The sequence below is a fragment of the Nonomuraea sp. NPDC050556 genome, assembly GCF_044457355.1.
GTDB lineage: Bacteria > Actinomycetota > Actinomycetes > Streptosporangiales > Streptosporangiaceae > Nonomuraea.
The window spans coordinates 665,341-690,899 of record NZ_JBITGU010000004.1 but is presented as its reverse complement, the minus strand read 5'-3'; the positions used below and the strand labels follow the sequence as shown (position 1 = coordinate 690,899).

Genomic DNA, 25,559 nt, shown 5'->3' with positions numbered 1-25,559 from the left:
AGGTGGGAGAGTTAACCCCCTATGTCGCTGAGATCTGCCTTGCTGGTGGCCGGGATCGTTCTGGCCGCTCTCAACCTCCGCCCCGCCCTCGCCGGGGTCTCCCCGCTGCTCGACGAGATCATGAAGGACGTCGGCCTCACCCCTGCCGGGGGCGGCGCGATCACCACGGTCATGGTGGTCTGCCTGGGCGTCTTCGGCCCGGTCGCGCCGCTGCTCGCCCGCAGGGTCGGGCTGGACCGCACCCTCCTGGCCGGTCTTCTCGTGCTCGCGCTCGGCATCGTGCTGCGCAGCCTGGACGGCGTGGTCGCCCTCTACGCGGGCGCGGCCGTCGCGGGCACCGCGATCGCGGTCATGAACGTGGCCATGCCCGGCGTGGTCAAGCAGCACTTCCCGACCAAGGTCGGCGCCTATACCGGCGTGTACGTCTCCGCGCTGGTCATCGGCGCAGCCACCGCGTCCGCCGCGGTGATCCCCCTGGAACACGCCACCGGGTACGGCTGGCGCGGCGTCTCGGCGCTGCTCGCCATCCCGGCCGTGCTCGCCGCGCTGCTCTGGGCGCCGCAGGCGTTCGGCCGCCAGCCGTCGCCCGCCAACGGCCCGCGCCCCTTCAGGGCCATGCTGCGCAGCAAGGTCACCCTGAAGATCACGGTCTTCATGGGGCTGCAGTCGCTGACCTTCTACATCATGCTGGCCTGGCTGCCGACGATCTTCCAGGAGTCGGGCGTCTCCGCCGAGCAGGCCGGATACCTGCTGAGCCTGTCCAGCCTCGCCCAGGTCGTGGGGACGCTGGGCGCGCCGGTCCACGCGGGCAGGCGCGCCTCGCAGGCGCCGCACGTGGTGGTGGCCGCCGTGCTGACGATCGCCGGCTACCTGGGGATGCTGCTCGTGCCCACCACGGTGCCGTGGTTGTGGATGATCGTGCTCGGCGTGGGCCAGGGCGCCTCGCTCGCGCTGGTGCTGCTGATCATCACGTTGCGCGCGCCCGACCCGTCGTCGGTGACGGCGCTGTCGGCGATCGCCCAGTCGGCCGGATACGTGCTGGCCGCCGTCGGACCGCTCGTCATCGGTGTCCTGCGCCAGGAGTCCGGCGGGTGGACGGTGCCGCTCCTGGCCGGGCTGGCCTGCTGCCTGGTGCAGACCGTGGCCGGATGGATGGCCGGCCGCCCGGTTAGGGTGGGCTAGTGCTGTTCAGAACGCTCGAGCGGGTGGGCACCGGCGTGGCGCCCGGCCTGGTCATCGAGCCGGACGCGTCCTGGACGCCGGTGACCGAGCTGCTGCGCGAGCCGTACGGACCACTGCTGGAGCTGGTCGACGAGACGGCCACGCGCTGGAACGCCCCGCGCCACGTCGGCGCGGCGCTGTGGTGGAAGACCTACACCTACTGGCACTCGCTGCCGATGGCGCTCGGCTGGGCCATCGACGGCAGGGTCCCGGTCATGCGGCTGGCCGACACCTACGTGAAGTCGTCGCCCGCCGGGGTGACGATCGGGGCTTCACGGATCGAGTGGGGCGGCGTCTCGCTGGAGGAGCAGGCGCCGCTGGTCGAGGTCGTCTCCAAGCTGTTCAGGATCGGGGAGCGCACGCTGTGGGGGTCGACGGCCGAGGCGTTCGCGCACCCGCTGACGTCGATCGTGCCGGGCGACTACATGCGGCTGCTGCGCGAGCTCGGGCTGGACGGGCTGATCACCCCTGCGCCGGACGGGTTCTTCCGCAGGACGTGCTGCCTGTGGATCACGCTGCCGGATGTTGAACCGTGCTCCACCTGCTGTGTTTTCGCGCGTAACTGAGGCGGTTTAACGTGCGCGCATGACCATGCGCAGGTTGTTAGCCGGTGTTACCGTCGCCGTCGTGCTGATCCAACCAGTCCCAGCCGAGGCCGACCACCGCAGAGGCGGTGACCCGGTCGTCATCGGGCACCGCGGTGCCAGCGCCCACCGGCCCGAGCACACGCTGCTGTCCTACGAGGCGGCCATCGCGCTGGGCGCCGACTACATCGAGCCCGACCTCGTCTCGACCAAGGACCACGTGCTGGTGGCGCGGCACGAGCCGGAGATCTCGGGCACCACGGACGTGGCCGCGCACCCCGAGTTCGCCGACCGCAGGACCACCAAGACCATCGACGGCGTGCCGATGACGGGCTGGTTCACCGAGGACTTCACGCTCGCCGAGCTGAAGACGCTGCGGGCCAAGGAGCGCATCCCCGACCTGCGGCCGGACAACACCGCCTTCGACGGGCTCGCCGAGATCCCCACGTTCGAGGAGGTCGTGCAGCTCGCCCAGCGGAGCGGCGTCGGCGTCTACCCGGAGACCAAGCACCCCTCCTACTTCGACTCCGTCGGGCTGTCGCTGGAGGAGCCGCTGCTGGAGATCCTCGAGCGCTACCACGTGCGCAAGGCGTTCATCCAGTCGTTCGAGGCCGCCAACCTGCGCGAGCTCAGGTCGAAGACCAGGCTGCCGCTCATCCAGCTCATGACCACCGCGCCCGCCTACGACCCGATGGTGACGCCTGAAGGTCTGCGCGAGGTCGCCACCTACGCCAACGGCATCGGCGTGGACACCCGCCGCGTCGTGCCCGTCGGCCCTGACGGGCGCCTGCTGCCGCCCACCACGCTGATCGCCGACGCCCACCGCAGGCGGCTGGACGTGCACGTGTGGACCGTACGCAACGAGAACGCGCAGTTGCCCCTCGACTACCGGCGCGGCAACCCGGCGAGCCCGGTCTACGGGCGGGCGACCGGCGACGTGATGGGCTGGCTGGGCAGGCTCGTCGAGCTCGGCATCGACGGCGCGTTCTGCGACGACCCGGGAATGGGACGCGCGGTCGTCACGCGACCTCCTTCGTCGGCCGCGTGACGACAAGTGCTGTGCTTACTGGGTCACTCGCTGCGCTCGCTCCCGTGACCTCGTCGATAGGGCGCAGCTCGTCGGCGTAGCTGACCGAGACGCGGCGCATCAGGCCGGTGTCGTCGATCGAGTACTGCCCGAGGCGCCACAGCGGCGGCGAGTAGGCGTGGATGGAGACGCTGTGGTCCACCGCGCCGTTGAGCCGGTGGATGTGGTCGGGGCCGAAGGAGAACGACTGGCCCTCCGACACCACGGTCTCCAGGTGCTCGCCGCCGATGCGCGGGTTGCACTCCAGCAGCGCGCCCTGCACCACGTGCACGGCGCCCGAGGAGATGTCGTGGTCGTGCCAGCCCGTGTCGTCCTCGGGCCGCCAGCACAGCAGCCACACGTCCACGTAGGAGTCGCGGTAGAGCGAGGCGTAGTGGCGGCCGCCCTCTTCGGGGAACTGCACCTGGTCCTGCCACTCGGCCGGGTTGGCCGCCAGCTCGTTCACCAGATCCCGCAGCTCCCTCCTGTCGAGAGCGCGCTCGGGTAGAGCATTCACTTTCCGGACTCCTTTCTGCCCAATAGACGGCGGGGGTTGGTGAAGCGGATGGCGTGTTCTGCTGCTGCGCCCATGCCGAGCTCGGGCGCGGTGGCGTAGGGGGCGTCCGAGCCGTTGACGACGACGTCGATGCCGAGCTCGCGGACGATCGCGTCGATCGCGCGCGGGCCGTAGCTGGAGGTCTCGACGAAGAAACCGGGGTCGACCAGGCCGCGGGTGCCGCCGCCGCGCGCGTTGAGCCGCTCGGAGTGCAGCGGGCCGAGCCCGGCGAGCAGCGCGAAGCAGACGCGCAGCCTGGGATGCCTGGGCCTGACCACGGCGTGGAAGTAGTGCCACGACTCGTGCATCTGCTGGACGTACGGCACGACGGCGGGCCACCAGGACGGGCCCTGTGATGTGGCGGCCGGTCCAGGGTGCACGAACAGCGGGAGGTCCCGGTCGGTCAGCACTTCGAGGAGCCGGTCGTCCGGTACGGCTGTCGCCGGGATCTGCAGCCCGGCCATGCCCCGGTCGAGATCCTTGGCGAGGCGCTCGGGGTCGATCTCGCTGTGGCAGGTAGACGCCCACATCCCGAAATTTCCGGGTAGGTCGCTGGAGTGGAAGGCGTCGATGAGCGGCCAGGACTCCTCCGGCGGCAGGAACTCGATGCCGAGCGGGCTCGACAGCGACACCAGCGCCAGCTCGCCCGTCTCCCGCGTGGCGGGGTCGTGGTCGGCCGGGTTCACCTCGTAGGGGGGCTCGCCGTCGAGGATCAGCGTCCAGCCGTCCAGGTACGGCGGGCTGGTGCGGGCGCGCAACGCGTCGACGAACCCGGGGGTCCACAGATGCTGGTGCACGTCGATGGTCATGGCCACACCTCCCTCTATTTCCTACTCACTTTATAGGTAAACCTGCCACCTGCGAAAGTCTGAACGTGAAGCGTTTCAGCCTAGGCTTGTGAACCGTTTCAGTGATACGGTTCAGTGAACCGCTTCACAAGCCCATATGTCAATGGGTCCACCGGACTGTCGGCCGCACACAATAGGCTGGACCGATGCCTCGCAAACGAGCCACGATCCGAGAGGTGGCGCAGGCCACGGGCCTGTCACCGGCCGCGGTGTCCTACGCGCTGCGCGGATTGCAGGTCTCAGAAGAGACCATCGAGCGGGTCAGGGCGGCCGCTGCCGAGCTCGGCTACGAGGCGGATCCCATCGCCAGGGCCCTGGCCAGCGGCAAGACGGGCACCATCGGGCTGCTCTGCGGCTCGCTCGAGGACCTGTGGCAGCAGTCGCTGGCCGTGGGCATCGGCCGCGGCCTGCGGGCCAAGGAGCGCTACGCGCTGATCCTCGACTCGGTCGGCGACCCCGAGCTGGAGCGCAAGCTCGCCATGCAGCTGCGCGACCAGCGCGTCGACGGCATGATCGTGCAGCCGGTCGACCCGGCGGCCGCGTTCTGGCCCGAGCTGTGCGAGTCGGTGCCCGTGGTCGCGATCGGCGACTCCATCCAGGGCACGGCCGGCGAGGTCGTCTTCGACAACCGGCGCGGCGTGACGCTGGCGCTGGAGCACCTGCGTTCGCTCGGGCACCGGCGCATCGCCGTGCTCACGCCCACCGGGCAGCGCACCCCCGACCGCCCGGCCGACGTGCACGTGATCGCCGAGGGGGAGCGGCTGGGGCTGGAGATCGAGGTCGACACCGCGCCCTTCGCGCTGTCCGCCGCCACCGAGGTGGCCCACCGGGTGCTCTCCGAGAGCAGGCCGAGCGCGGTGTTCTGCTTCTCCGACTCGATCGCCTACGGCGTCTACGCGGCGGCGTCCGAGCTCGGGCTGTCGATCCCCGGCGACGTGTCGGTGATGGGCTACGACGACCACCCGATGTCGTCGCTGCTCACCCCGGGGCTGACCACGGTCGACTGGGACATCGACGGCATCGTCCGCGCCGCCGTACGTCTGGTGGTGGCCGCCGCCGACGGCGGAGCCAGGCGGCGCCGGGTGGTCCAGCAGCCGACCCTGCGCGAGCGCACCTCGATCCGGGCGCTCACCAGCTGACGAAGTGCTGCAGGAGCAGCAGTGCGGTGATCGCGAGGCCGACGAGCAGGCCGAGCGCGAACCCCTGCCGCTGGTGTGATTTCGAGCGGATCCAGCCGATGCCGAGGCCGAGCGAGCCGAGCAGGAAGGCGGCCCAGATGCAGACGGCGGCCACCGAGTTGCCGTAGCCGCGCAGCCCCTGCCCCACGAAGCTGTCGAACAGCACGAACAGCCCGACGAACCCGGCCAGCGCGGCGCAGAAGACGTAGGAACCCAGCCCGATGAGCGCCCAGACGTAGAGGGTCCGCTGGCTCATGGGAGGACTCCGAGGTTTCGGCCAGAAGCTAATCGTTGTCGGAAGATCACCCTACTTGGTGAGATCTGCCCATGATGAAGTCGCTGTTCTACCTCGAGCCAGGACGGCTGGAGTGGCGCGAGGTGCCCGAGCCCAGGCTGCGTGGGCCGGGCGAGGCGCTGGTGCGGCCGATCGCGGCCGCCACCTGCGACAGCGACAGGCTCGTCGTGCAGGGCAGGTTTCCGCTGCCCGGACCATACGCGATGGGTCACGAAGCGGTCGCCGTCGTCGTCGACGCGGGGGAGAAGGTGACGGGGGTCGAGGTCGGCGACACGGTGATCGTGCCATGGGAGGTGAGTTGCGGGGCATGCGACCGGTGCTTGGAGGGGCGCACCGGTCGTTGCGCGGCCTCCGCGGCGTACGGGTTCCCGGTGTGCGCGGACGTCGGCGGGCTCTTCGCCGACCTGGTCAGGGTGCCGTACGCGGACGCGCAACTCGTCCGCGCGCCCGCCGGGGACCCGGCCGAGCTGGTCTCGGCGGCCGACGCGCTGGCCGTCGCGGTCGCGGTGCTCATGCCGCACCTGACGGCCAGGCGCATGCTCATCCTCGGCTGGGGCGGCCAGGGGCTGTACATCCTGCAGCTCGCCAGGGCGTACGGCCTGCGCGGGCTCGTCTACGTCGACTCCGACGAGGGCAACCGCGACCTGGCCCTCCGGCTCGGCGCGACGCTGGTCGCCGAGCGGCCTGGGCCCGAGCTGGGGGTGTTCGACCGGGTGATCGACGTTTCCGACCATCCGGACTGGCCTGGGCTGGTCGTCGGCACGTTCATGCTGGCGCCCGACGGCGTCATCGTGTGCATCGGGCACTACGACGACGTGCCGCTGCCCGGCTGGATGGCCTACGGGCTGGGGGTCAGCTTCCACGCCGGGCTCCTGGGGGCCAGGCCGTACGTCGAGGACGCGGCCAGGCTGGTGGCGAGCCGCAGGATCGTCCCGTCGGAGGTGTGGTCGGACACGGTCGACTGGGACGACCTGCCGGACGCCATCCCCGAGCAGGGGCGCAAGCTCGTGGCGGTGCGCTGATGGCCGTACGGCACAAGCGGGTCGGGCACACGAGCTTCGTCACGATCGACCGGCCATGGGCGCACAACGTGGTCGACGCCAGGATGGCCGACGAGCTGGACGTCGCCTTCAGGGAGTTCGACGCGGATCCGGGTGCGGACGCGCTGGTGCTGACCGGCGCGCGGGGGATCTTCTGCGCGGGGGCCGACCTCGACTGGCGGTTCGTGCCGTCGGGCAAGCCGACGGTCGCCGCCGTCGAGGGGTGGGCGCTGGGCGGCGGGTTCGAGCTGGCCCTGTGGTGCGACGAGCGTGTCGCGGGCGCCTCGGCCCGGTTCTCCTTCGTCGAGCGGCGCATGGAAAGAGGGCAGAGCGGGCGGCGGCTCGCCGCGCTCGTGGGCCACGGCCGCGCGCTCGACCTGCTGCTCACCGGGCGGGTCGTGGGGGCGGCTGAGGCTCTGGAGATCGGGCTGGTCGGGCGGGTGGTGGCGGACGGCAGGGCGCTGGAGGTCGCGACTCAGCTGGCTTGCCGCAGGAGCGCGCTGGCCAGCGTGGTGCGCTGGTAGAAGACCTGGCGGCCGGTCCTGTGGGAGGTGACCAGGTCGCTGCGGCGCAGGATGCCCAGGTGCTCGCTGACCGCTCCCGCGCTGAGCCCCAGCCGCCTGGCGAGCTGGGTGGTGGTCATCGGGAGGTCGAGCTGGGCGAGCATCAGCGCCCTGCTCCTGCCGAGGAGCGCGGCGGCGGCGGGCTCCTCGGTGGTCTTCGTGGTGAGACCGGACCACAGGTCGCCGATGCCGCGGGCCGGGTAGGTGATCATCGGCTGGTTGGGCGGGTCGGGGATGGTGGCGAGCTTCGGCCAGAGGAACGCGGACGGGACCAGGAGGACGCCGATGCCGTGCAGGTAGTGCTTGCAGTTCCAGGGCATGGTGAGCTCGATGCGGTCGCCGCGGTAGGCGACCCGGTCGTGCAGGTCGGCGAAGACGGCGACGAGGCCGCCTGTGGTGATCTTGTGTGCGCGGTGGTCGAGGTCGGCTTCGAGGAGCCCGTGGATGCGCGGCCACACGGGCTCGATGACGGCCTCGTGATAGGCGGCCAGCTCGGCGACCACCTCGGGGAGGTGCCTTTCCGGATCGTCGACGAGCCGTCTCATCTCGTACGGCAGAGCCTTGCCTTCCCAGGCTGCGGCGATGTTCGCTCTCACTCTTTGTGGCGCGGTGGTGCCCAGGGTTTTGAGCTCGTCGTGGAAGTCCATGTCGCGGCGGGTGGGGGCGGGGGTGAGGAAGTCGGGCACCCAGTCGCCGGTGCCGCAGAGGAGGGGGAGCCAGTGGAGGTCGAGCGCCTCGATGGCGGGACGCGCCCACTCCTCCCAGGCCCGGTGCATGGGGGTGCCCAGGGTGCCCAGGGAGAGGGCGGTCTCCTGCATGGGGGAGGTGCCGAACCTGATCAGCCCGTGGTCGGAGGGGTGGAGGTGCATCTCGATCATGGGGTCACCGTACTTCGGGGGATCTTTCCATCACGCCCGCAATTCGCGCCAAAACCCAGACATGACCCGTACCCAACCCCACGAGTCAACCCACCCTTTCCACCCCAGAGGTCCTCACCCCACGGGTCCGCAGCCCCAAAGGGCGGCTCTTGCCTGAAAGGTCCTCAGCCCCTGAGGTCCCTGGCTCGCTGGAGGTCCTTCGCCTGCTGGGGGCCTTCGAGCTCTTCAGGGTCAGCCCGCCCTCCTCAGCGCCAGTGCGATCACCAGCGGGTTGGCGCCGAGCGCGTAGACCGCCCCCGCGGCGCCGTACAACGGGACGGTCAGCGCGCCGACCGCCGTCACCACCACCAGGGCCAGCACCACCGCCTTCACGCTGCTGCGCAACCCGTCCTCCCCCGAGTTCTCCAGCACGAAGACCCCGAAGCTGACCAGCCCGATGGACGGCAGGAGCGTGGCCAGCAGGCAGCCGAGCCCGACCAGCCCCGACAGGCCGAGCACGATCGCCGCACCCCCGGCCACCAGCCAGACGGCGCTCACCCACCCGGCCACCCCGATCACCCGCCGCCCCAGCGCCCGAGCCCCCGACCCCCCGGACGCGATGAGCACCGACAGCCGAGGCTGGTAGATGCGCTGCACCGTGTAGATCACCGAGACGGCGAAGCCCCACGCGAGCACCACCAGGTAAAGATCACCGCTCTGTCCAGCGTGCACGGTCAGCGACAGCTCGACGAACAACGTCCCGATCATGGCGTTGGCCAGCACGTCCGCCACGCCCATCAGCACGACCGTCCCGGCCAGAAGCGTGCGCAGCGAGCGCCGCGGCCTGGCCGTACGGGGAAGTCCTGGCAGGAGGGAGAGGTTGAGCGCGGTCGTCAGCGCCAGCAGCCCGGCCAGGTAACCGACCGGCCGCACGGGTACGGCGAAGGCCGCCCACGCCATGATCACCATGCCGACCCCGAGCAGCGCGAAGTGCACGGTGTCCCTGGTGTACCTGCCCAGCGCCCGGTGCACGGCGACGCCCAGGCTCCCGCAGCCGAGCGTGACGTAGTAGGCGATGCCCAGCAGGTAGAGCGTCACCGTGCCGCCCGGCGCGACCACGAGCGCCACCACGGCGGCGAGCGTGAACGGTAGCGGCACGTAGGCCACGACCGCCCTGAGCATCCCGGCGAGCTGGTCACGCGTACGGCGGGCACGGGGGATGAGCTTGAGCGCCGCCTTCTCGGTGCCCGACTGGACGAGCATGCACAACCAGCCCACCGCGCCCATCACCGCGGCGTAGCGGTTGAAGTCGTCCTTGCTCCACGCGGCGACCAGGATCCCGGCCGAGCCGTACAGCAGGAGGCGGAAGGTGGCACGCCCGCCCAGCAGCGCGAGCAGCCTGCGTACCCCGATGCGGTGAGAGACGGTGGCGGCGGTCGTCACAACGACGCCCGGACGGCGTCGAGCAGCGGCCGCTCGCCCGTCTCCAGGAACGCGGCCAGCGCCCGCTCGATCGGCCCGGCGCCGAGCGCCAGCACGCCGGGCAGCGAAGGGCCCCGCTCGACCTGGAAGAGCGCCGAGAACAGCGTCTTGACCTGGTCGGCGTCGAACGACTCAGGCAGCGGGAGCAGCTCCTTGACCGCGTCGTGCGGCGGATCGTCCGCGGGCCGCGCCTCCAGCCAGGTGGTCGAGCGCCCGGCCGTCGCCAGCCAGGCGCGCGCGTGTCCGACCCGCTCGGCGTGCCCGACCTTGGCCACCGCCAGGTCGGTGGAGTAGCAGGACGCGTGGAGAGCGGCGCAGACCTGGGGGAACGCGGGCGGCTTGGCGGGCAGGTCCTCCAGCGGCACCTCGCTCAGCCGCTCGAAGTCAGCGCGTTCGGCGGCGTCGGCGCGCGCCCTGGCCACGAAGGCGTCGAACCCCTTGTACCAGCGGGCCATCGCCACCCGGTCCGGGGTGTTGGAGGCCTCGCCCTGCGCACGCACCCACCTGACCATGCGGGCGGGCATGTACGCGGCCAGCGGATCGCCGTCCGTGGAGGCGTACGGGTCGCGCGGCGCGCCCCGGCGGAAGACCGCGCCGCACTCGCGGCAGGAGTAGCGCCGCCGCCCGATGCGGTGCGGATGCGGGTGGCCGCACTGGACGCACGTCATGGCAGCGCCCACAGCGCGGAGGACGGCACCAGCGCCGCGCCGATCGCGCTCTTCACCTCGGCCTGGCCCTTGCCCAGCACCAGCCCGGCCTTCCCGGCGCGGATCGCCCACTCGACCATGCGCACGTAGCCGTCGAAGTACAGGTGCTTGCGCCCGCCGTCCTCGGGCGCGAGCGCGCCCCAGCTCAGGCAGACCGGCCAGGAGGGGTGGTCGAGGATCAGCGACAGCCCGAGCAGCCGCCTGCCCCGGTAGGCGATCGCGATCACCTCGTCACCGCCGACCAGCCTTTCCAGGTACGGCAGGGGCAGCGGGGCCGTGGGGACGAGCCTGCTGCGGTACTTGAGGTCGTTCATCGCGCGCAGCTCGGCGACCTCGGCAGCGGTGACCAGCTCGCGTGCGGGCCCGACGCGGACGATTCCCTCGAATCCGCGTGCGCGCCGTCTGAGTGAGTCGCGGCGTGGCCGGTCCAGCGTGCCGTACCAGCCGTCGAGGTCGGCCCACGGGACGGCCAGCTTGGCCAGCGGCGCGGTGGGGAGCCTCAGCCTGGCCGGGCCCGGCAGCTCCTCGCCGTCGGACACCTCGCGCCACACGACGCTGCGCCAGCCGGGCCCGAGCTCGCGCCTGATCCCGCCGACGTAGTCGCGCAGCAGCTCGGGGCGCTGCTCCCCGGCGAACCACCAGCCCTTCAGCGACCTGTTGGCCGGTGCGTGCACGTCGAGCACCCCCACCCGGCCGCGGCGGTCGGCGTAGACGCCCCTGCGCCGCGCGATCCCGCGCAGCGAGACGGACACCGCGCCGACGGCGACGCCGTCCTGCCTGAGCACGGTCACCAGGACGGGCGCCTGCGCCGCCCACGCGTAGGCGCGCAGCAGGTCGTAACGCCAGGTCACGCACTGGCCGGCGGCGAGACGCAGTCGCTCCCAGTCGTCCGGCTCCGGGTCGTGCCTGGGGTCGAGGACCTGCAGCGTGGCGTTCACCCCATCGACCAGCGGGGGACGGCGGCGAAGCTCATCGGCACGTAGCCGAAGCCCAGCTCCTGCTTGATGTCGACCACGCCTCTGCCGCCGTGCAGTTCCTTCTTGCCGTCCTCGGTCACGCGGCGAAGGGCCTGCAGATAGGCGTCGAAGTACAGGTGCCTGCGCCCGCCCTCCTCAGGACGCAGCGCCGCCCAGGTGCCGTGCAGCGGCGAGGTCTCGTGGTCGAACACGATGGAGTAGGCGAGCAGCCGCCCTTCGTCCCGGTAGGAGATCACGTAGACGTCGTCGCGGCCCAGCAGGCTGGCGAAGTAGTCGGGCGGCAGCGGGGACCTGGGGTCGTGCCGTACGGCCAGGCGCTCGGTGTGCTTGCGGTTCATCTCGGCCATCTCGGCCGCGTCGAGATCGGTGCGCGCCCACGCGGCCGTCACCGCCACCTCTTCGGCGATGCGCCTGCTGCGCCTGCGCAACTCGGACCGTCTCTTCTTGTCCAGCGAGCCGAGCCAGCCGTCGACCGAGCTCCACCGGATCGGCATCATCGTGCCGCCAGGCGAGTCGCGGAGGATCGCGCCGCGCCTCGCCACGTGCTCTGGCTCGGTCAGCATGCGGTAGGTGACCCCGGCCAGGCCCCAGCCGAGCTCCTTGGCCGCTGCCCGCTCGAACAGGCGCAGCGCTTCCCTGACCGGCACCCCGGTACGGAAGTGCCAGGTCGGGCCGTAGGAATGCGCGGGCAGGCGCACGTCCAGGACGATCGGTTCCCTGCGCGGTCTGGGGGCGCGGGCCGAGCCGGGTAATCGGAGTCCGAGGTAGACGGCGCCGACCGCGCCGACGATCGCGCCCGCCTCGCGCGCCACGGCCAGGAGAGGGGGCGCCCACGAGTCGCGAGAGGCGGCGGCGATGACGTCGTACGCCCAGAGGGCCGTCAGGCCTTCCGCCTTCCGGAAGGCTTCCCAATCTTCCGGCTCCGCGTCCCGACAGGGGTCGAATATTTCGAAATTCACCCGTGTCTCCCTGTTGACTGGAGAGATCATCACAAATTGGATCTGAAGCGTCAATCCGCAATATCCGCCCCGCCTCTCACTCGTACCGAGGAGTGACATGAAGGTTGGAGTTACCGGCGGTAACGGCTTCATCGGCCGTTACGTCTGTGAGGAACTGGCGGCACGAGGCCACGAGCCGATCGTGTTCGACCACAGGGACCGCGGCACGGGGAACCTGCCGTGGGAAGTCATGCGCGGCGACATCAGGGACGCCACGGCGATGACCGAACTGGCCGCCCACGCCGACGCGATCATCCACCTGGCCGCCGTGCTCGGCACCCAGGAGACCATCACCAACCCGCGACCAGCGGCAGAGACCAACCTGATGGGCGGGCTCAACTTCCTGGAGGCGGTGGCGCAGTACGACCTTCCCGGCGTCTACATCTGCGTCGGCAACCACTGGATGGACAACAGCTACTCGATCTCCAAGACCGCCGTCGAGCGGTTCACCCGCATGTTCAACGCGCACCGCGGCACCAAGGTCAACTGCGTCAGGGTCGTCAACGCGTACGGCCCGCGCCAGCAGGCGGCCCCGCCGTTCGCAGCGGGGAAGGTGCGGAAGATCACCCCGGCGGTGGTCTGCCGCGCCCTGTCCGGGATGCCGGTCGAGCTGTACGGCGGGGGCACCCAGATCTCCGACATGGTGTGGGTCGGCGACGTGGCCAAGGGCCTGGTGGCCGCGCTGGAGACGCCGGACAAGCTGGACCGCGTCGTCGAGGTGGGCCCCACCACCTCCTCCAGCATCCGCGACGTGGCCACGCTGATCATCGACCTGTGCGTGGAACGCGGCTACGAGCGGGTCCCCATCGTCGACCTGCCGATGCGGCCAGGCGAGACGCCGGACACCGCGGTCACGGCAGACACCGAGAGCCTGCGCCTGGTCGGCATGGACCCGGCCGACCTCGTCAGCCTCGACGAGGGCATGGCCAAGACCATCGACTGGTTCATCGAGAGCCGCGGCATGCACTGGAAGTCGCCGTGATCGTCGTTCTGGGCGGCTCGGACGGTACGATCAGCACCTTCCGCGCCGCCCGGCGCCTCGGCATCGGCACCATCTGCGTGGACATGCGGGCCGATGCCCCCGGCGTCCGCGAGGCGGACGAGTTCCTGCACCTCAGCACCCGTGACGTGCCAGCACTGGCCGACGCGCTGCACACGCGCGGCGGCCTGACCGGGGTGATCGCGCCGGGGACGGACATCAACCTGCCGTCGTTGTACGAGCTGGCGGACCTGCTCGGCCTGCCCTGCCCGCTGAGCGAGCCCGCGCTGCACGCCTCGACGGACAAGGCGTACTTCCGCGCGCTCTGCGCGCGGCTCGGGCTGCCCGGCCCCCGGTACGACGACCAGGACCCGGCCTTCCCGGTGATCGTCAAGCCGGTCGACTCGGGCAGCTCGCGCGGCATCACCATCTGCTCGACGGCCGAGGAGGTGCCCGCGGCGGTCGAGCACGCCGCCCTGGTCTCGCCGACCGGGCGCGTCATCGTCGAGGAGGTCGTGACCGGCCTCGACCTGTGCGCGGAGGCGTTCCTCCAGGACGGCAGGATCGTGCTGCTCGGCCTCAGCGAGCGGGTCACGGCGCCGCCGGGCGTGGTGGCCATCGGCCACGACATGTCGCCCAGGGAGGACGCGGAGGTCGTCAGGCAGCTCGAACTGGTCTGCGCCGAGCTCGGCTACCGCGACGGCCCGCTCAACGCCGACCTGTTCCTCTCCGGCGGGCAGGTCGTGCTCATCGAGATCGGCGCCAGGATCGGCGGCAACGGGCTCGGCGAGGCGCTCGGCCTCATGTACGGGGTGGACACCGTCGAGGCGGCCGTGCTGCTCGCGATCGGCGAGCGGCCGCGCCTCGACCCCAAACCGCCGAGGCACGTGGCCGTGCGGGTGCTCCGCTCGCCGTCCGAGGGCACGCTGACCGGCATCCGCGGGCTGGCGGAGGTCGTGGCGCTGCCCGAGGTGGCCGACGTGGTCGTGGCCGCCGTGCCCGGCGACCACGTCGTGCCGTACACCGAGTGCCGGGCCAAGCTCGGTTACGTGCTGGCCTCGGCGGAGAGCGCCGAGGCGCTGGCCGGGGCGCTGGCGGAGGTGGACCGGCTGGTCCAGGTCGATGTCTGAGCGGGCTTATCGGCGGGTCGTCAGGCACGCCTTCGCCCGCGTGCCCTTCTACCGCGACCAGTGGGTGGCCGCCGGTCGGGTGCTCGACGAGCCGGTGCCCGTCCCGTCGGCCGCGCTCGCCGGTCAGGAGCACCGCCTGTGCCCTTTCGCCCGCCCGTTCGACCCGGCCCGCGAGCCGAGCCTGTGGATCGGGGACTCCCTGCGTGAGGCGCTGGCGGTGGCCGGTGCTCCACGCGGCCTCCCCGTTCTGGAGGTACGGCGGGCGGTGCTCGACCGGCGCGGGTACGGCGTGCTGCTCTCCGAGGACGCCAAGGTCGTGGACGAGACCAGGCGGCAGGAGCTGAACGCCGAGGCGCTGGGCCGGGCGACCCGGGTGGTCGTCGTGGGGGAGTCCGCTCCACCGCTGGCCGGGGTCGAGGTGACCCTGCTGAGAAGGGTCACCCTGGGCCAGGCAGCGGACGGCGACCTGGTGCACGACCCGCATCTCGGCTACTTCGCCGCCCGCGCCCCGTGCGGCCGGATCCACCTGCTGTGGCGGCGCTTCCACGCCCGTGGCCACCCGCCCGCGCTGACCGCGTTGCGCTCCAGGCGGCCCACCCTGGTCGCGGTGATTCCCGACGACCCGGGCCAGACCAGGCTGGCGTCCTGCGCCGAGCACGGGACCCCCATCTTCGAGCAGGGAGCCGATCGTTGACCTCGTTCTGGCGCGCCAACCGCGTCGCCCTTCCGGCCGCGGCGCTCGCCGTCCTTTTGGCCGGGCTCGTGCGCTTCGTCATCCCCTACGAGCGGGAGATCACCTCGCTGTGGGAGCTGCTGGTCAAGGTGACCCCGCAGCTCGCCGCGTGCGTCGCGGTCGCGTGGCTGGACGTGGAGTGGGCCAGGCGGCTCAGGCTGCACCTGGTCGCGCTGCCGCTGATCTTCCTGGCGTTCCTGTGCTACTTCGTGCCCAAGACGTTCATGATCGCGCTGGACATGAAGGACGGGACCCTGGGATTCGAGGCGCTCTACCTGCACGTCGTGGTGTTCGTGCCGTTCCTCATCGTGGGGCTGGCGCTCAGCTACCGGCTCGGCGGCGGGACGCGTGAGGGGGTGCTGCGGATCGGGGCCGCGACCACGCTGCTGCAGCTCTCCGGCGCTGAGGACCTGGTCGCCGTCCTGATGAACCGCAGGCTGGACGGGGTTCCCGAGGTGTGGGACTGGGCGCACCACATCACGGTGCGCCTCGGCCACGTGGCCACGCGGCAGGAGGCGTACATCTTCATCGGCGTGCACGTCCTGCTGGCCGTACTCGCCCTGGTGGTGCCGCTACGGCGATTCGGCGCGAAGAAGGCGTCTGGCCATGTCTAGGTCGCCGTCGAGGGGCCGGTCGGCGCCGAGGTCCTCGGTGGCGGCCACCAGCTCGCAGGCCAGGACGATCTCCAGCGGCTCCACGCACCGCAGGGCGTACCTGGCTGCCTGGGTGGCGAAGCTGGCGTGGTCCTCGGTGCCGCGCGAGATGACCGCCGTGCCCGTCGTGACCGGGGTGGCCAGGTGGCGCAGCTCGGCCAGGGCGTCCTGGGCGACGTACTCGAGGATCATGGCGCCGGAGCCGCCCGGCTTGCCGGCCAGGAAGGGGAGGCGGCCGGTGTAGGCGGGCTCCATGAGCGTGGCCAGCCGCGCGGCCGACAGCTGGGCCGTCTGGGCGACGGCCGCGCGCAGCGAGTCGAGCGCCAGGGCGACTCCCGCCGCGTGGAAGTTGCCGTTGTGCCAGGCCAGGCCGTCGGCGATGAGCGGGTTCTCGGCAGCGGCGTTCATGTCGGTCTCGACGACCTGACCGGCGCGCCGCGCCACCTCGATCGCGGCGCCGTGCACCCGGGCGAAGGCGCGGTAGCCGTACGGATCCTGGACCCTCGCCCCGGACGCCTGCAGCACCGCGCGCAGCCGGGAGGCGACGTGGGCCTGACCCTCACCCAGCTGTACGGCCTGCGCGAAGGGCTCGGGCGAGGCCTCGACGGCGAGGAAGCTGCGGACGGCCACCTCGATCGCCGCCTCGAACAACGCGGTGATCGCGTGGACGGCGAGCGCAGCGTCGGCCAGCGTGGCGGCGCCCGAGCTGATGAACGGCAACGCGTCACCGCTGGCGAGCGGGTAGTGCGGGCCCTGCCACTCCTTCTCGCCCAGCAGGCAGAGGGCGGTCGTGGCGAGCGCGGTCAGGTCGCCGGTGCCGATCGCGCCATAGGTCCTGATCGGCGGGGTGTGCCCGCTGTTGATGGCCTCGGCCAGGACGGGCAGGATGCGCGGATCGATGCCGGAACCACCGGCGAGGAGCTGGTTGAGCCTGACGACGAGCATCGCCCGCGCCCGCTCTTCAGACACGAGCGGGCCCGCGCCGCCCGCGTGGCTGCGCAGCAGGTCGAGGCCGCCCTCGTCGACGTCGACATCCTTGTTGGCGCCGACGCCCGTGGTCTGGCCGTACACGGGACCGGTGAGCTGCTGGGCCGCGAGCCAGGCGGTCCGGGCCCGATCGGGCGAGCCGATCGTGACCCGGGCGCCGCCGTGGGCGACCTCGTGCACCTGCGCGCAGGTCAGCCCGGTGCCGTCTAGTTCCATCTGGATCAGTCGCGCGAGAACAGGCCGAGCACCCAGGTGACGACGCTGATGATGATCGCGCCCCAGAAGGCGGTCGGATAGAAGTTGTCGACGTGGAACGGGACGTTGAGCTGCCCGGCGAGCCAGCTCGTCAGCAGCAGCATCGCCGCGTTGATGACGAGCAGGAACAACCCCAGCGTGAGGATCACGAACAGGCAGGAGAGCCCCTCGACGATCGGCTTCACGATGGCGTTGATCACACCGAAGATCAGCGCGACCACGAGCAGCGTGCCCCAGTATTTGGAGCCCTCCGCGTTGATGGTCATGCCCGGCAGGATCTGCATGGCCACCCAGAAGGCGACCGCCGCTCCCAGGATTCTGAAGATGAAATTCACACGGCATCCTCGCATTTCTGATCAGCAATCCGATAGAGGCCCAGCGCGATCAGCGGATAAAGCATCACGCTGCACACGCCGGCGGTGACCATGGCGGCCGCCGTACTGGTCTTGAGCGCCCCCGCCTCGACGCCGGTGTTGGTGAGCACCACAATCAGCGGCAGCGCCGCCGAGGCGAACAGGGCGAGCGCCTTGGACTCTCCGGGGCGCAGCTCCGGGTCCCTGCGGTGCAGCAGGAAGGTCGGCAGCCCGCGCACCAGCAGGAACAGCGCCAGGAAGGTGGGGATGAACAGCAGGCTCATGGGATCGGCGAACATCGCCTTGAGATCCAGCTTGACGCCGCTGACGACGAAGAAGAAGGGGATGAGGAAGCCGAAGCCGATCGCGTCGAGCTTGGACGAGACCACCCGCTCCTCGATGTGCGGGCCCGCGTCCATCGCCAGCCTGATCACGATGCCCGCCGCGAACGCGCCCAGCAGGACGTCCAGCCCGAACGCCTCGGCCACCCACAACATGAAGACCAGGACGACCATGACGATCCGTACGGCGAGCTGCCCGCTGCTGCCCATCGTCGCCGTGACCATCCTGGCCAGCACCGGGTGGCGCTTGCGCGAGGCCATCGCCGCCGCGCCCACCGCGATCAGCGCGAAGACCCCGATCAGCACGAACGTGTGCCACTTCTCGTCCTCGGAGAAGATGATCGCCATCGCCACGATCGGCCCGAACTCGCCCAGCGACCCGATCGCCAGCACCCGCCCGCCGAACGGCGTCGGCAGCGCGCCCGCGTCGCGCACCATCGGCAGGATCGTGCCCAGCGCGGTCGTGGTGACCGCCAGCCCGACCACCTGCCCGGTCAGCGTGAACCCCGACACGATCAGGCCGAACGTCAGCCCGATGCCCAGCGAGACGAACCACCCGATGGTCGCCAGCTTGATCGGCGCGCCCCTGATCCGGCGGAACTCGATCTCGTAACCGGCCATGAACATCAGCATCGACAGGCCGAACTGCGAGACCGCCTCGACGATGTCGCTCACCTGGATCCAGCCGAGCACCACGGGCCCGAACACCACGCCGAGCAGGATCTCCAGGACCACGCCTGGGACCCGGACGAACCTCCCCACCTGCGCGGAAATCACGGGCGCCAGAGCCGCGGCGACCGCGATGAGCAGGATGCTCGTCAGCTGATGATCGGACATGAACGCTATGTGCCCACTCGTCACTCACTGTAGTCACGCCAGACGTTGGCGTTATGCATGCCGTGATGGGGGGAAGAGCGGTGCAGGGGGAGGGAGTGATATGGACACAGAGGCTTTGCAGACGTTGCCGGCCAGCGAGTTGCACGACCGAGCGGTGCGCTATGCCGTACGCCATGGAGATTTCGGGTTCCTGTGGGACCTGCTCAAGGTGATCCCCGCCGCGGAGGCGGCCAGCGGGCACGGTGGTGAGACCGCCAATGATCTCAGCCGGGTGTCCGCCCTGCTCAGCGACGCCATGTCGGCTGGCGAGGGCGAGCTCGGCGAGGCGCTGCGTCCTGTCTACATCGACTACCTCGTCAAGCATCCCGACGCCTAGACCTTCTAGACGGCCACCAGTCCTTCTGCGGCTCCGCCGTACTCCGCGAAACCGGGCGTGCTCGTCGCGCGCCCGTCGCGGCTGATGATCATGCTCTGGTACGGCTGGAGCTCGGGCGCGAAGCGCTTGGCCCTGGCCGGGCCCATCGCGTAGAGCGCCGTGGCGTAGGCGTCGGCGATGCCGAGGTCGGCGCCGATCACCGTCACCGAGCCGAGCGTCGCCTCGACCTCGCCGGTGTGCGGGTCGACGATGCGCGCCCCGCCGCTCGTGGCGATGGCCAGGTCGTGCGCGAACACCACCTTGCACACCGTGCCCAGGTGCGGGTCGCGGATGCCCACCCGCCAGCGGCGGCCGGGGGCGGCTGAGCCGCGCACCCTGATGTCGCCGCCCGCGTTGATGCGGTGGTCGACGGCGCCCGCGTTCGTCAGCGCGCGGGACAGGCGCTCGACGGCCCAGCCCTTGACGTAGCCGGTCGGGTCGACGACGCCCCCGATGCGCTCGTCGTACCAACCGCCGGTGGCCACGCGCATGTCCTGGCAGCGGTGCAGGACCTCGACGACCTCCGGGATCTGCTCGATGGTCTGACCCCTGTTCAGCCGGCTGATCTGGCTGTCGTCCCTGTCCGGGCTGAAGGTCTCGTCGACCCAGCGCAGCCAGGAGAAGGCGTCGTCGAGCAGCGGCGCGAGCTCGCGTCTCGGCAGGGCGGTCCGGATGTCCACACTGACCGGCATGCCCATGACCGTCTCCACGCGGGCGCTTCCGGGGAATGTCATCGAGTCGCTTCCTCTCTCAAGGCCGAATGTCACCGTCCCATAACGGGTGTAATGCCGACCTAAGCCCTTTGCCGCGCCTTGAGGACGTGCTCCTTGGGGACGTCGAGCCTGGCGAGCGCGCCCCTGACGTACTTCCTGAACGGGCGCGGGCCGGCCAGCAGCACCTGGCGGTCGCCGATGTCCGGGACCAGGCGGTGCAGGCCCGACGCGCTGACCTGCTCCTTGGCGTACGGGTCGTGCTCGTCGCCGACGACCAGGGTGACCCTCGGGTCCCTGACCTCGCCGGTGTCGGCCTGGGTGCGGTAGACCACGATGGCGTCGTTCGGCAGGGTCGCGAGCAGCGTCTTCAGGCGGCGCGGGCCGATGCCCTGCGCGATCAGCAGGGGGCCGCCGCCCGCCGGGGTCCTGGTGCTGCGCCGCCAGACGGCCATCACGAGGGCCGTGCCGTACAGCAGGATGGAGCCCGTCCTGCTCAGCGAGGTGACCTGCGCGGTCGTGCCGAGCTGGTGGGCCACGACCAGCGCTCCTGCCACGTAGCCCGCTACTTTGACCGCCGGCCCGATCGTGAGGTCGCTTCCTGCTCGTACGGCGAGCAGTCCGAGCGCGACGAGCAGCACGACGCCCAGGTACGCGGTTGGTCGCCAGGGATAGGTCCACTCGGGATGGATGGCCCCGAACTGCCCTACCGCTGCGCCCGCCCAGAAGACGACGGGCCATGTGCTCTTCGTCATGTCTTCGACGATGCGTCCGGAACATGAGAACCACCTGAGTAAAGCCTGAAGACTCCAGGTAGGTTCCTGGCTATGGCTAACGTGCGAGTTTCGCGGACGGAAGATGGCTTCGTGGCGACCAACGACCGGGGGGCGTCGGTGCAGATCGGCGACTCCGCCGGTGAGGGGGTCTTCACGCCGGTGGAGCTGCTGCTGGCCGCGGTGGGCGGGTGCAACATCGTGACCGTGGAGCCGCTCACCGCGCAGCGTGGGCATCGGCTGGTGCGGCTGGAGATGACGGTGTCGGCGGAGAAGATCAAGCCGAACAAGCTCGGGGACGTGACGATCACGTACGACGTGGAGCTGCCTTCCGCGGAGGCTGACGAGGTGTTCCGGGCTGTGGCGCATCGGGTGCACGACAAGTACTGCACGGTGAGTACGTCGTTGCAGGAGGGGACGAAGGTGGTCTTGGAGCTGCCCTAGGACTGAATTTAGGGACATATCATCCCTCGCTTGACGCGTCCGTTGCATTCGGCTCTATAGCGTTAAGGCAGGTCAAGGGTGCTGCGACTGACTTGCAGACTTTTGCCGATGCGGACGCGGAGGGGGACCGTCGTCTGCTGTAGCGGGACCGCCGACCCTTTTGGGGGAAAGGGTTGGCCTGGACCGCGGTAGATCGGGGCCGGGCAGTTTTGGGGGAAACTGCCCGGTCCCGATTCATGTCCCCACCCACCTCCACCCCCGCCCTCACACCTCACCCGTCTTCACCCCCGCCCTCACACTCCACCCGCCTTCACCCCCACCCACCCTCATCCCCGCTGTCACACCCCACCCACCTTGCCTCCGCCGTCGCACCCCACCCACCTCGCCTGGGCCGTCACACTCCCGCCCACCTTCGCCTCCGCCTCCACCCCCTCGCGTCTCTCCCGCACCCCCTTCTCCAGCGCCTTCGTGCCCTCGCCCCGCCACCCCTTGCGCTTTGGGCGCCTCCTGCTCTTTCGCGAGCCCCCGTGAGGTGAGCTCTCGTGTGGGAGCCCTCCGTGAGGGGCTCTCGTGTGGGGAGCCCCCCCGTGAGGTGAGCCCCCCGTGGGGGAGCGCCCGTGGGGTGGGCGCTCCGTGGGGGAGCGCCTGTGGGGTGGGCGCTCCGTGGGGGAGCGCCTGTGGGGTGGGCGCTCCGTGGGGGAGCGCCTGTGGGGTGGGCGCTCCGTGGGGGAGCGCCTGTGGGGTGAGCGCTCCGTAGGGGAGCGCGTGTGAGGTGGGTTCCCGGGCGGGCCGGGGTGGGTGGGTTTGGGGGGTGGGTGGGTGCTCATAGGCTGCCTTTTCATGACAAAGGTTCTCCTCGACTGCGATCCCGGGATCGACGATGCCCTGGCGCTCGCCCTGATCGCCGGTTCCCCCACGCTCGACCTCGTAGGCGTCACCACCGTCGGTGGCAACGTGGACCTCGCCCTCACCACCGCCAACGCCCTTGCCCTCCGCGAGTTCCTCGACCTCGGCGACGTCCCCGTAGCCCCAGGCAGCCCCGTGGCCCTGATGCGCGACAACGTCCGCGCCTCCCACGTGCACGGCGCCACCGGTCTCGGCGCCGCCGTACTCCCGCCCGCCACCAAACCCGCCGCCGACGGCCATGCCGTCGATCTCATCGTCGACACCCTCCGCGCCGCCCCCGGCGAGATCACCCTGATCGCCACCGGCCCGCTGACCAACGTCGCGCTCGCCGTACGCAAAGAGCCCAGGATCGTCGACTGGGCGAACGACCTGGTGATCATGGGTGGCTCCTACACCCGCGGCAACCACAACCCCGCCGCCGAGTTCAACATCATCACCGACCCAGAGGCCGCCGCGATCGTCTTCGACGCCGCCTGGGTCCCCACCATGATCGGCCTGGACGTCACCCTCAAGGCCCGGATGACCTCCGCCCTCTTGGACCGCATGTGGGGCCTCGGCCGCCTGTCCGACCTGCTGGTCCCGGCCGCGCAGTCGTACGCCCAGGTCACCGAGACCAGCGGCCCGGCCATCCACGACGCGTGCGCCGTGGCGTACGTCGTTGACCCGTCGCTGTTCACGACCGTCCCCGCCGTGGTGAACGTGGAGACGGCAGGCCGGTACACAACCGGAATGACCGTCGTGGACTTCAACCTCCGCGACCGGGCGCCAAGCGCGCAGGTCGCCACTGACCTGGACGTGGGTGGCTTCTGGGACCTGATGCTCTCGTCGTACAAGCGACTGGGCGCGCGGCTCGGGTGATGTGCGAGAGGTGGTTGGGGGCTGCTAGAGTTATGCCTGTCGCAAGCGCCGCTAGCTCAGTTGGTTAGAGCAGCTGACTCTTAATCAGCGGGTCCGGGGTTCGAGTCCCTGGCGGCGCACCGATACAGGTCGATGACCTGCACGAACGGCCTAGGAAACTAGGCCGTTTTCGTGTTTTCCTGGGACGGAATCAACGAAGTGTCACCGCGTGTGAACGCGGGTGGTCTGGCTGGATGAGTCGTACAGGCGTCCGCAGGCGAAGCGGCGTCCTCCTGGAAGGGGGCGCTCAGGGGTGACCGGCGGTCCCAGATATAGTCCCGTTTCGGGGTGATTTGGGTGGGATTGCGCTTTACGGTTCTGGGGCCGGTGGAGGTGGTGGTTCCGGGGCGTGAGGTGCCGCACCTCAGGCCGCGGCAACGTGCCGTCCTCGCGTACCTCCTGGTGAACGCCGGCATGGTGCTCAGCAACGAGCGCATCATCGACGCCATGTGGGGCCAGGCCCCGCCGGACACCGCCCGTTCGCAGGTCCACGCGGCGGTCACCGCGATCCGCCGCGTCCTGCGCGAGGCGGGAGCGGGCGAGCTGCTGGTCACCCGGCCCGCCGGATACGTCATGTCCCCAGAGCCAGGCCAGCTCGACCTCGAGGTGTTCGACACCGCCGTGCGCGAGGCCGAGCGGGAGGACGAGGCCAGCGCGGTCCTGCGCCTGCGTCGCGCGCTGGAGCTCTGGCGGGGCGAGCCGCTGGCGGGCATCACCGCCGACTACGTGGCTGACCTGCGTGCCCGGCTGGACGATCGGCGGCTGTCCGCGGTCGAGCGGCTCGCCGAGTTCGAACTCGCCCTCGGCCGCCACGCCGCCATCGTCGACTGGCTCATGGGGCAGGTCACCGCCAACCCGCTGCGCGAGCGGCTGACGTGCCATCTCATGCTCGCCCTCCACCGCGCGGGCCGCCAGGCGGACGCGCTCGCCGCTGCCAGGGCGTACCGCGCCAAGCTGGCCGACGAGCAGGGACTCGACCCGGGCGGGGTGTTCCTGGCGGCGGAGGAGCAGATCCTCCGCGACGACCAGTCCGCCTCCTGCCCTCGCTACCTGCCCTACGACGTGCCCGACTTCGCCGGGCGGACCACCGAGATCGAGGCGATCGCCGGCGACGCGCCGGTGACCGTCATCGACGGCATGGCCGGGATCGGCAAGACGACGCTCGCGATCCACGCCGGTTACCGGCTCGCCGAGCGGTACCCGGGCGGCCAGCTCTTCGTCGACCTGCACGCGCACACGGCCGGCCAGCCCCCGCTCGAACCTGGCTCCGCGCTGGAGATCCTGCTGCGCCAGCTCGGCGTGCCCGCGGGGTCCATTCCGGACACGCTGGCCGACCGCTCGGCCCGCTGGCGCGCCGAGCTCGCCGACCGGAGGGTGCTGGTCATCCTGGACAACGCGGCGAGCGCCGAGCAGGTGCGTCCGTTGCTGCCCGGAGTCTCCGACGGGCTGATCCTGATCACCAGCCGCCGCCGGCTGACCGATCTGGACGGGGTGCGCTCGCTCTCGCTCGACGTGCTTCCCGTGGCCGACTCGGTGGCGCTGTTCACCCGGATCGTCGGCGACCGCGCGATGGCGGAGCCGCTGGCGGTGATGGACGTCCTGCAGTCGTGCGGGTTCCTGCCGCTCGCCCTGCGCATCGCCGCCGCGCGGCTGCGCCACCGCCCGAGGTGGACGGTCGGGTACCTCGCCGGGCGGCTGTGGGGCCAGCGCCGCAGGCTGGCCGAGCTGTCGACGGTCGAACGTGACGTCGCGGCCGCCTTCGCCCTGTCCTACCAGCAGCTCACGCCCGAGCAGCAGCGCATGTTCCGGCTGCTCGGCCTGCACCCGGGTACGGACGTCGACCGGTACGCGGCGGCGGCGCTGGCGGACCTGCCGTCCGACGACGCCGAGACGATCCTGGAGGAGCTGCTGGACTCGCACATCCTGCAGCAGCACCAGCCGGGCAGGTACACCTTCCACGACCTGGTCAGAGACCACGCCAGGGCCATGGCGGCGGACGAGGACAGGCACGGGCCCATGGCCAGGCTGCTGGAGCACTACCTCTACGCGGCGAGCGCGGCGGTCGACCTCCTCTACTCCTCCGGCGCGGCGCAGCGCGTGTTCACCGACAAGGCGTCGGCGCGGGCGTGGCTGGAGGCGGAGCACGGCAACCTGGTGTCGGCCGCCATCTACACGGCCGACTACGAATGGCCGGTGAACTCGGGGCGCCTGGCCATCGCGCTGGACCCGTACCTCGTCGACCCAGCGCACCTGTCCGACCTCACGACCACCCTGCGCGACCGGGCTCGCGAGGTCGGCCTGAGCCGCGCCGACAGATCGGGCGAGGCGCACGCCCTGCTCGACCTCAACTGGCTCACGTTCCGCCGAGGCCAGTTCGACCGGGTGAGCGACGACTGCAGGACCGCGCTGCGGCTGTCCGAGGAGAGCGGCGACCGGTACGGCATGGCCAGGGCGCACTACCTGCTCGGTCTGGTCGCCAGCCGCGAGGACGACACCACGCAGGCCTCCTCCCGCTTCCGGCGGGCGCTGGATCTGATCGGCGACCTCGAGTGCCGCAATCTCGAAGCGGCGATCTGGTGCAGCCTCAGCCGGCTGGACCTGAAACGACGCGATTTCCGGCAGGCCGAGGAGAACTACCTGAACGCGCTCGCCCTGTGCCGGAAGATCGGTTACCAGGGCGGCGAGGCCACCTCCCTGTACTGCCTGGGCGTGGTGTACCGGGAGACGGGACGGTTCGAGGAGTCCCGGGAGTACCACACGCGGTTCCTCACCGT

At 70.9% G+C, this 25,559-nt stretch carries 26 protein-coding genes, 1 tRNA gene and 1 pseudogene; 15 read left to right on the top strand and 13 right to left on the bottom strand.

Annotation, left to right across the window (positions count from 1 at the left end; genetic code table 11):
* The first annotated feature begins 21 nt into the window (after positions 1-21).
* Genes ACIBG8_RS40260 through ACIBG8_RS40250 form a run of 3 tightly spaced genes read left to right on the top strand, consistent with a single transcriptional unit; the run spans position 22 to position 2,853 of the window.
* Positions 22-1,182, top strand: a complete 1,161-nt coding sequence (locus ACIBG8_RS40260) for a CynX/NimT family MFS transporter (RefSeq protein ID WP_397348479.1) — start codon at positions 22-24, stop codon at positions 1,180-1,182.
* On the top strand, positions 1,182-1,787 hold the full coding sequence (locus ACIBG8_RS40255) for a hypothetical protein (protein ID WP_397348478.1): 606 nt from the start codon (positions 1,182-1,184) through the stop codon (positions 1,785-1,787). The genes ACIBG8_RS40260 and ACIBG8_RS40255 overlap by 1 nt, the downstream gene beginning before the upstream one ends.
* Positions 1,788-1,806: 19 nt before the next feature.
* The gene (locus ACIBG8_RS40250) at positions 1,807-2,853 is read left to right on the top strand and encodes a glycerophosphodiester phosphodiesterase family protein (protein ID WP_397348477.1); all 1,047 of its coding nucleotides are present in this window, start codon (positions 1,807-1,809) and stop codon (positions 2,851-2,853) included.
* Here the strand turns inward: ACIBG8_RS40250 and ACIBG8_RS40245 are convergent.
* Entirely contained in the window at positions 2,825-3,388 is a 564-nt protein-coding gene (locus ACIBG8_RS40245; protein ID WP_397348476.1) for a cysteine dioxygenase, read from the bottom strand. The genes ACIBG8_RS40250 and ACIBG8_RS40245 overlap by 29 nt on opposite strands.
* A complete protein-coding gene (locus ACIBG8_RS40240) occupies positions 3,385-4,236 on the bottom strand; it encodes an amidohydrolase family protein (RefSeq protein ID WP_397348475.1) in 852 nt (283 codons plus the stop codon). Before ACIBG8_RS40240 ends, ACIBG8_RS40245 begins: the two co-directional genes overlap by 4 nt.
* 185 nt (positions 4,237-4,421) lie before the next feature.
* Between ACIBG8_RS40240 and ACIBG8_RS40235 the strand changes: the two genes are divergently transcribed.
* A complete protein-coding gene (locus ACIBG8_RS40235; RefSeq protein ID WP_397348474.1) occupies positions 4,422-5,414 on the top strand; it encodes a LacI family DNA-binding transcriptional regulator in 993 nt (330 codons plus the stop codon).
* On the opposite strand, the gene ACIBG8_RS40230 is transcribed toward ACIBG8_RS40235, so the two are convergent.
* Entirely contained in the window at positions 5,404-5,709 is a 306-nt protein-coding gene (locus ACIBG8_RS40230) for a hypothetical protein (RefSeq protein WP_397348473.1), read from the bottom strand. The two genes, ACIBG8_RS40235 and ACIBG8_RS40230, sit on opposite strands and share 11 nt — an antisense overlap.
* Positions 5,710-5,780: 71 nt before the next feature.
* On the opposite strand from ACIBG8_RS40230, the gene ACIBG8_RS40225 reads away from it, so the two are divergent.
* The gene (locus ACIBG8_RS40225; protein ID WP_397348472.1) at positions 5,781-6,770 is read left to right on the top strand and encodes a zinc-binding dehydrogenase; all 990 of its coding nucleotides are present in this window, start codon (positions 5,781-5,783) and stop codon (positions 6,768-6,770) included.
* Positions 6,770-7,312: an enoyl-CoA hydratase-related protein gene (locus ACIBG8_RS40220; RefSeq protein WP_397348471.1), complete on the top strand. Its 543-nt coding sequence runs from the start codon at positions 6,770-6,772 to the stop codon at positions 7,310-7,312. The genes ACIBG8_RS40225 and ACIBG8_RS40220 overlap by 1 nt, the downstream gene beginning before the upstream one ends.
* On the opposite strand, the gene ACIBG8_RS40215 is transcribed toward ACIBG8_RS40220, so the two are convergent.
* The 5 genes from ACIBG8_RS40215 to ACIBG8_RS40195 all read right to left on the bottom strand — a co-directional run bounded on the left by ACIBG8_RS40215 (position 7,264) and on the right by ACIBG8_RS40195 (position 12,333).
* Positions 7,264-8,229, bottom strand: coding sequence for a DUF5937 family protein (locus tag ACIBG8_RS40215; protein ID WP_397348470.1), 966 nt, complete (start codon positions 8,227-8,229; stop codon positions 7,264-7,266). The two genes, ACIBG8_RS40220 and ACIBG8_RS40215, sit on opposite strands and share 49 nt — an antisense overlap.
* Positions 8,230-8,460: 231 nt before the next feature.
* Entirely contained in the window at positions 8,461-9,651 is a 1,191-nt protein-coding gene (locus ACIBG8_RS40210) for a hypothetical protein (RefSeq protein ID WP_397348469.1), read from the bottom strand.
* On the bottom strand, positions 9,648-10,358 hold the full coding sequence (locus ACIBG8_RS40205; protein ID WP_397348468.1) for a hypothetical protein: 711 nt from the start codon (positions 10,356-10,358) through the stop codon (positions 9,648-9,650). Before ACIBG8_RS40205 ends, ACIBG8_RS40210 begins: the two co-directional genes overlap by 4 nt.
* A complete protein-coding gene (locus ACIBG8_RS40200) occupies positions 10,355-11,335 on the bottom strand; it encodes a hypothetical protein (protein WP_397348467.1) in 981 nt (326 codons plus the stop codon). Before ACIBG8_RS40200 ends, ACIBG8_RS40205 begins: the two co-directional genes overlap by 4 nt.
* Positions 11,332-12,333 (bottom strand): GNAT family N-acetyltransferase, encoded by a 1,002-nt coding sequence (locus ACIBG8_RS40195; protein ID WP_397348466.1) that lies wholly within the window; start codon positions 12,331-12,333, stop codon positions 11,332-11,334. Before ACIBG8_RS40195 ends, ACIBG8_RS40200 begins: the two co-directional genes overlap by 4 nt.
* Before the next feature lie 97 nt (positions 12,334-12,430).
* Between ACIBG8_RS40195 and ACIBG8_RS40190 the strand changes: the two genes are divergently transcribed.
* Genes ACIBG8_RS40190 through ACIBG8_RS40175 form a run of 4 tightly spaced genes read left to right on the top strand, consistent with a single transcriptional unit; the run spans position 12,431 to position 15,828 of the window.
* Complete coding sequence (locus tag ACIBG8_RS40190) at positions 12,431-13,354, top strand: NAD-dependent epimerase/dehydratase family protein (RefSeq protein WP_397348465.1); 924 nt, start codon at positions 12,431-12,433, stop codon at positions 13,352-13,354.
* Positions 13,351-14,481 carry an ATP-grasp domain-containing protein gene (locus ACIBG8_RS40185; protein WP_397348464.1) on the top strand — a complete coding sequence of 377 codons (1,131 nt, stop codon included), beginning with the start codon at positions 13,351-13,353 and terminating at the stop codon, positions 14,479-14,481. The genes ACIBG8_RS40190 and ACIBG8_RS40185 overlap by 4 nt, the downstream gene beginning before the upstream one ends.
* Positions 14,474-15,175 (top strand): hypothetical protein, encoded by a 702-nt coding sequence (locus tag ACIBG8_RS40180; protein ID WP_397348463.1) that lies wholly within the window; start codon positions 14,474-14,476, stop codon positions 15,173-15,175. Before ACIBG8_RS40185 ends, ACIBG8_RS40180 begins: the two co-directional genes overlap by 8 nt.
* Complete coding sequence (locus tag ACIBG8_RS40175) at positions 15,172-15,828, top strand: hypothetical protein (RefSeq protein WP_397348462.1); 657 nt, start codon at positions 15,172-15,174, stop codon at positions 15,826-15,828. Before ACIBG8_RS40180 ends, ACIBG8_RS40175 begins: the two co-directional genes overlap by 4 nt.
* Here the strand turns inward: ACIBG8_RS40175 and ACIBG8_RS40170 are convergent.
* Genes ACIBG8_RS40170 through ACIBG8_RS40160 form a run of 3 tightly spaced genes read right to left on the bottom strand, consistent with a single transcriptional unit; the run spans position 15,787 to position 18,640 of the window.
* Positions 15,787-17,070, bottom strand: coding sequence for an aromatic amino acid lyase (locus ACIBG8_RS40170; RefSeq protein WP_397348461.1), 1,284 nt, complete (start codon positions 17,068-17,070; stop codon positions 15,787-15,789). The genes ACIBG8_RS40175 and ACIBG8_RS40170 overlap by 42 nt on opposite strands.
* A gap of 5 nt (positions 17,071-17,075) precedes the next feature.
* A complete protein-coding gene (locus tag ACIBG8_RS40165) occupies positions 17,076-17,444 on the bottom strand; it encodes a phage holin family protein (protein ID WP_397348460.1) in 369 nt (122 codons plus the stop codon).
* Positions 17,441-18,640 (bottom strand): cation:proton antiporter, encoded by a 1,200-nt coding sequence (locus ACIBG8_RS40160; protein WP_397348459.1) that lies wholly within the window; start codon positions 18,638-18,640, stop codon positions 17,441-17,443. The genes ACIBG8_RS40165 and ACIBG8_RS40160 overlap by 4 nt, the downstream gene beginning before the upstream one ends.
* Before the next feature lie 100 nt (positions 18,641-18,740).
* Between ACIBG8_RS40160 and ACIBG8_RS40155 the strand changes: the two genes are divergently transcribed.
* Entirely contained in the window at positions 18,741-19,016 is a 276-nt protein-coding gene (locus ACIBG8_RS40155; RefSeq protein WP_397348458.1) for a hypothetical protein, read from the top strand.
* A 5-nt stretch (positions 19,017-19,021) separates the two neighbouring features.
* On the opposite strand, the gene ACIBG8_RS40150 is transcribed toward ACIBG8_RS40155, so the two are convergent.
* Positions 19,022-19,789 (bottom strand): FAD:protein FMN transferase, encoded by a 768-nt coding sequence (locus tag ACIBG8_RS40150; RefSeq protein WP_397348457.1) that lies wholly within the window; start codon positions 19,787-19,789, stop codon positions 19,022-19,024.
* A 59-nt stretch (positions 19,790-19,848) separates the two neighbouring features.
* The gene (locus ACIBG8_RS40145; protein ID WP_397348456.1) at positions 19,849-20,520 is read right to left on the bottom strand and encodes a hypothetical protein; all 672 of its coding nucleotides are present in this window, start codon (positions 20,518-20,520) and stop codon (positions 19,849-19,851) included.
* A gap of 72 nt (positions 20,521-20,592) precedes the next feature.
* Between ACIBG8_RS40145 and ACIBG8_RS40140 the strand changes: the two genes are divergently transcribed.
* From ACIBG8_RS40140 to ACIBG8_RS40125, 4 genes and pseudogenes are all read left to right on the top strand, one after another.
* Complete coding sequence (locus tag ACIBG8_RS40140) at positions 20,593-20,982, top strand: OsmC family protein (RefSeq protein WP_397348455.1); 390 nt, start codon at positions 20,593-20,595, stop codon at positions 20,980-20,982.
* A gap of 840 nt (positions 20,983-21,822) precedes the next feature.
* Positions 21,823-22,746, top strand: coding sequence for a nucleoside hydrolase (locus ACIBG8_RS40135; protein ID WP_397348454.1), 924 nt, complete (start codon positions 21,823-21,825; stop codon positions 22,744-22,746).
* 45 nt (positions 22,747-22,791) lie between these two features.
* Positions 22,792-22,865, top strand: a tRNA-Lys gene (locus ACIBG8_RS40130).
* 208 nt (positions 22,866-23,073) lie between these two features.
* A pseudogene (locus ACIBG8_RS40125) lies at positions 23,074-25,554 on the top strand (BTAD domain-containing putative transcriptional regulator); the annotation flags it as partial.
* Between the last annotated feature and the right edge of the window lie 5 nt (positions 25,555-25,559).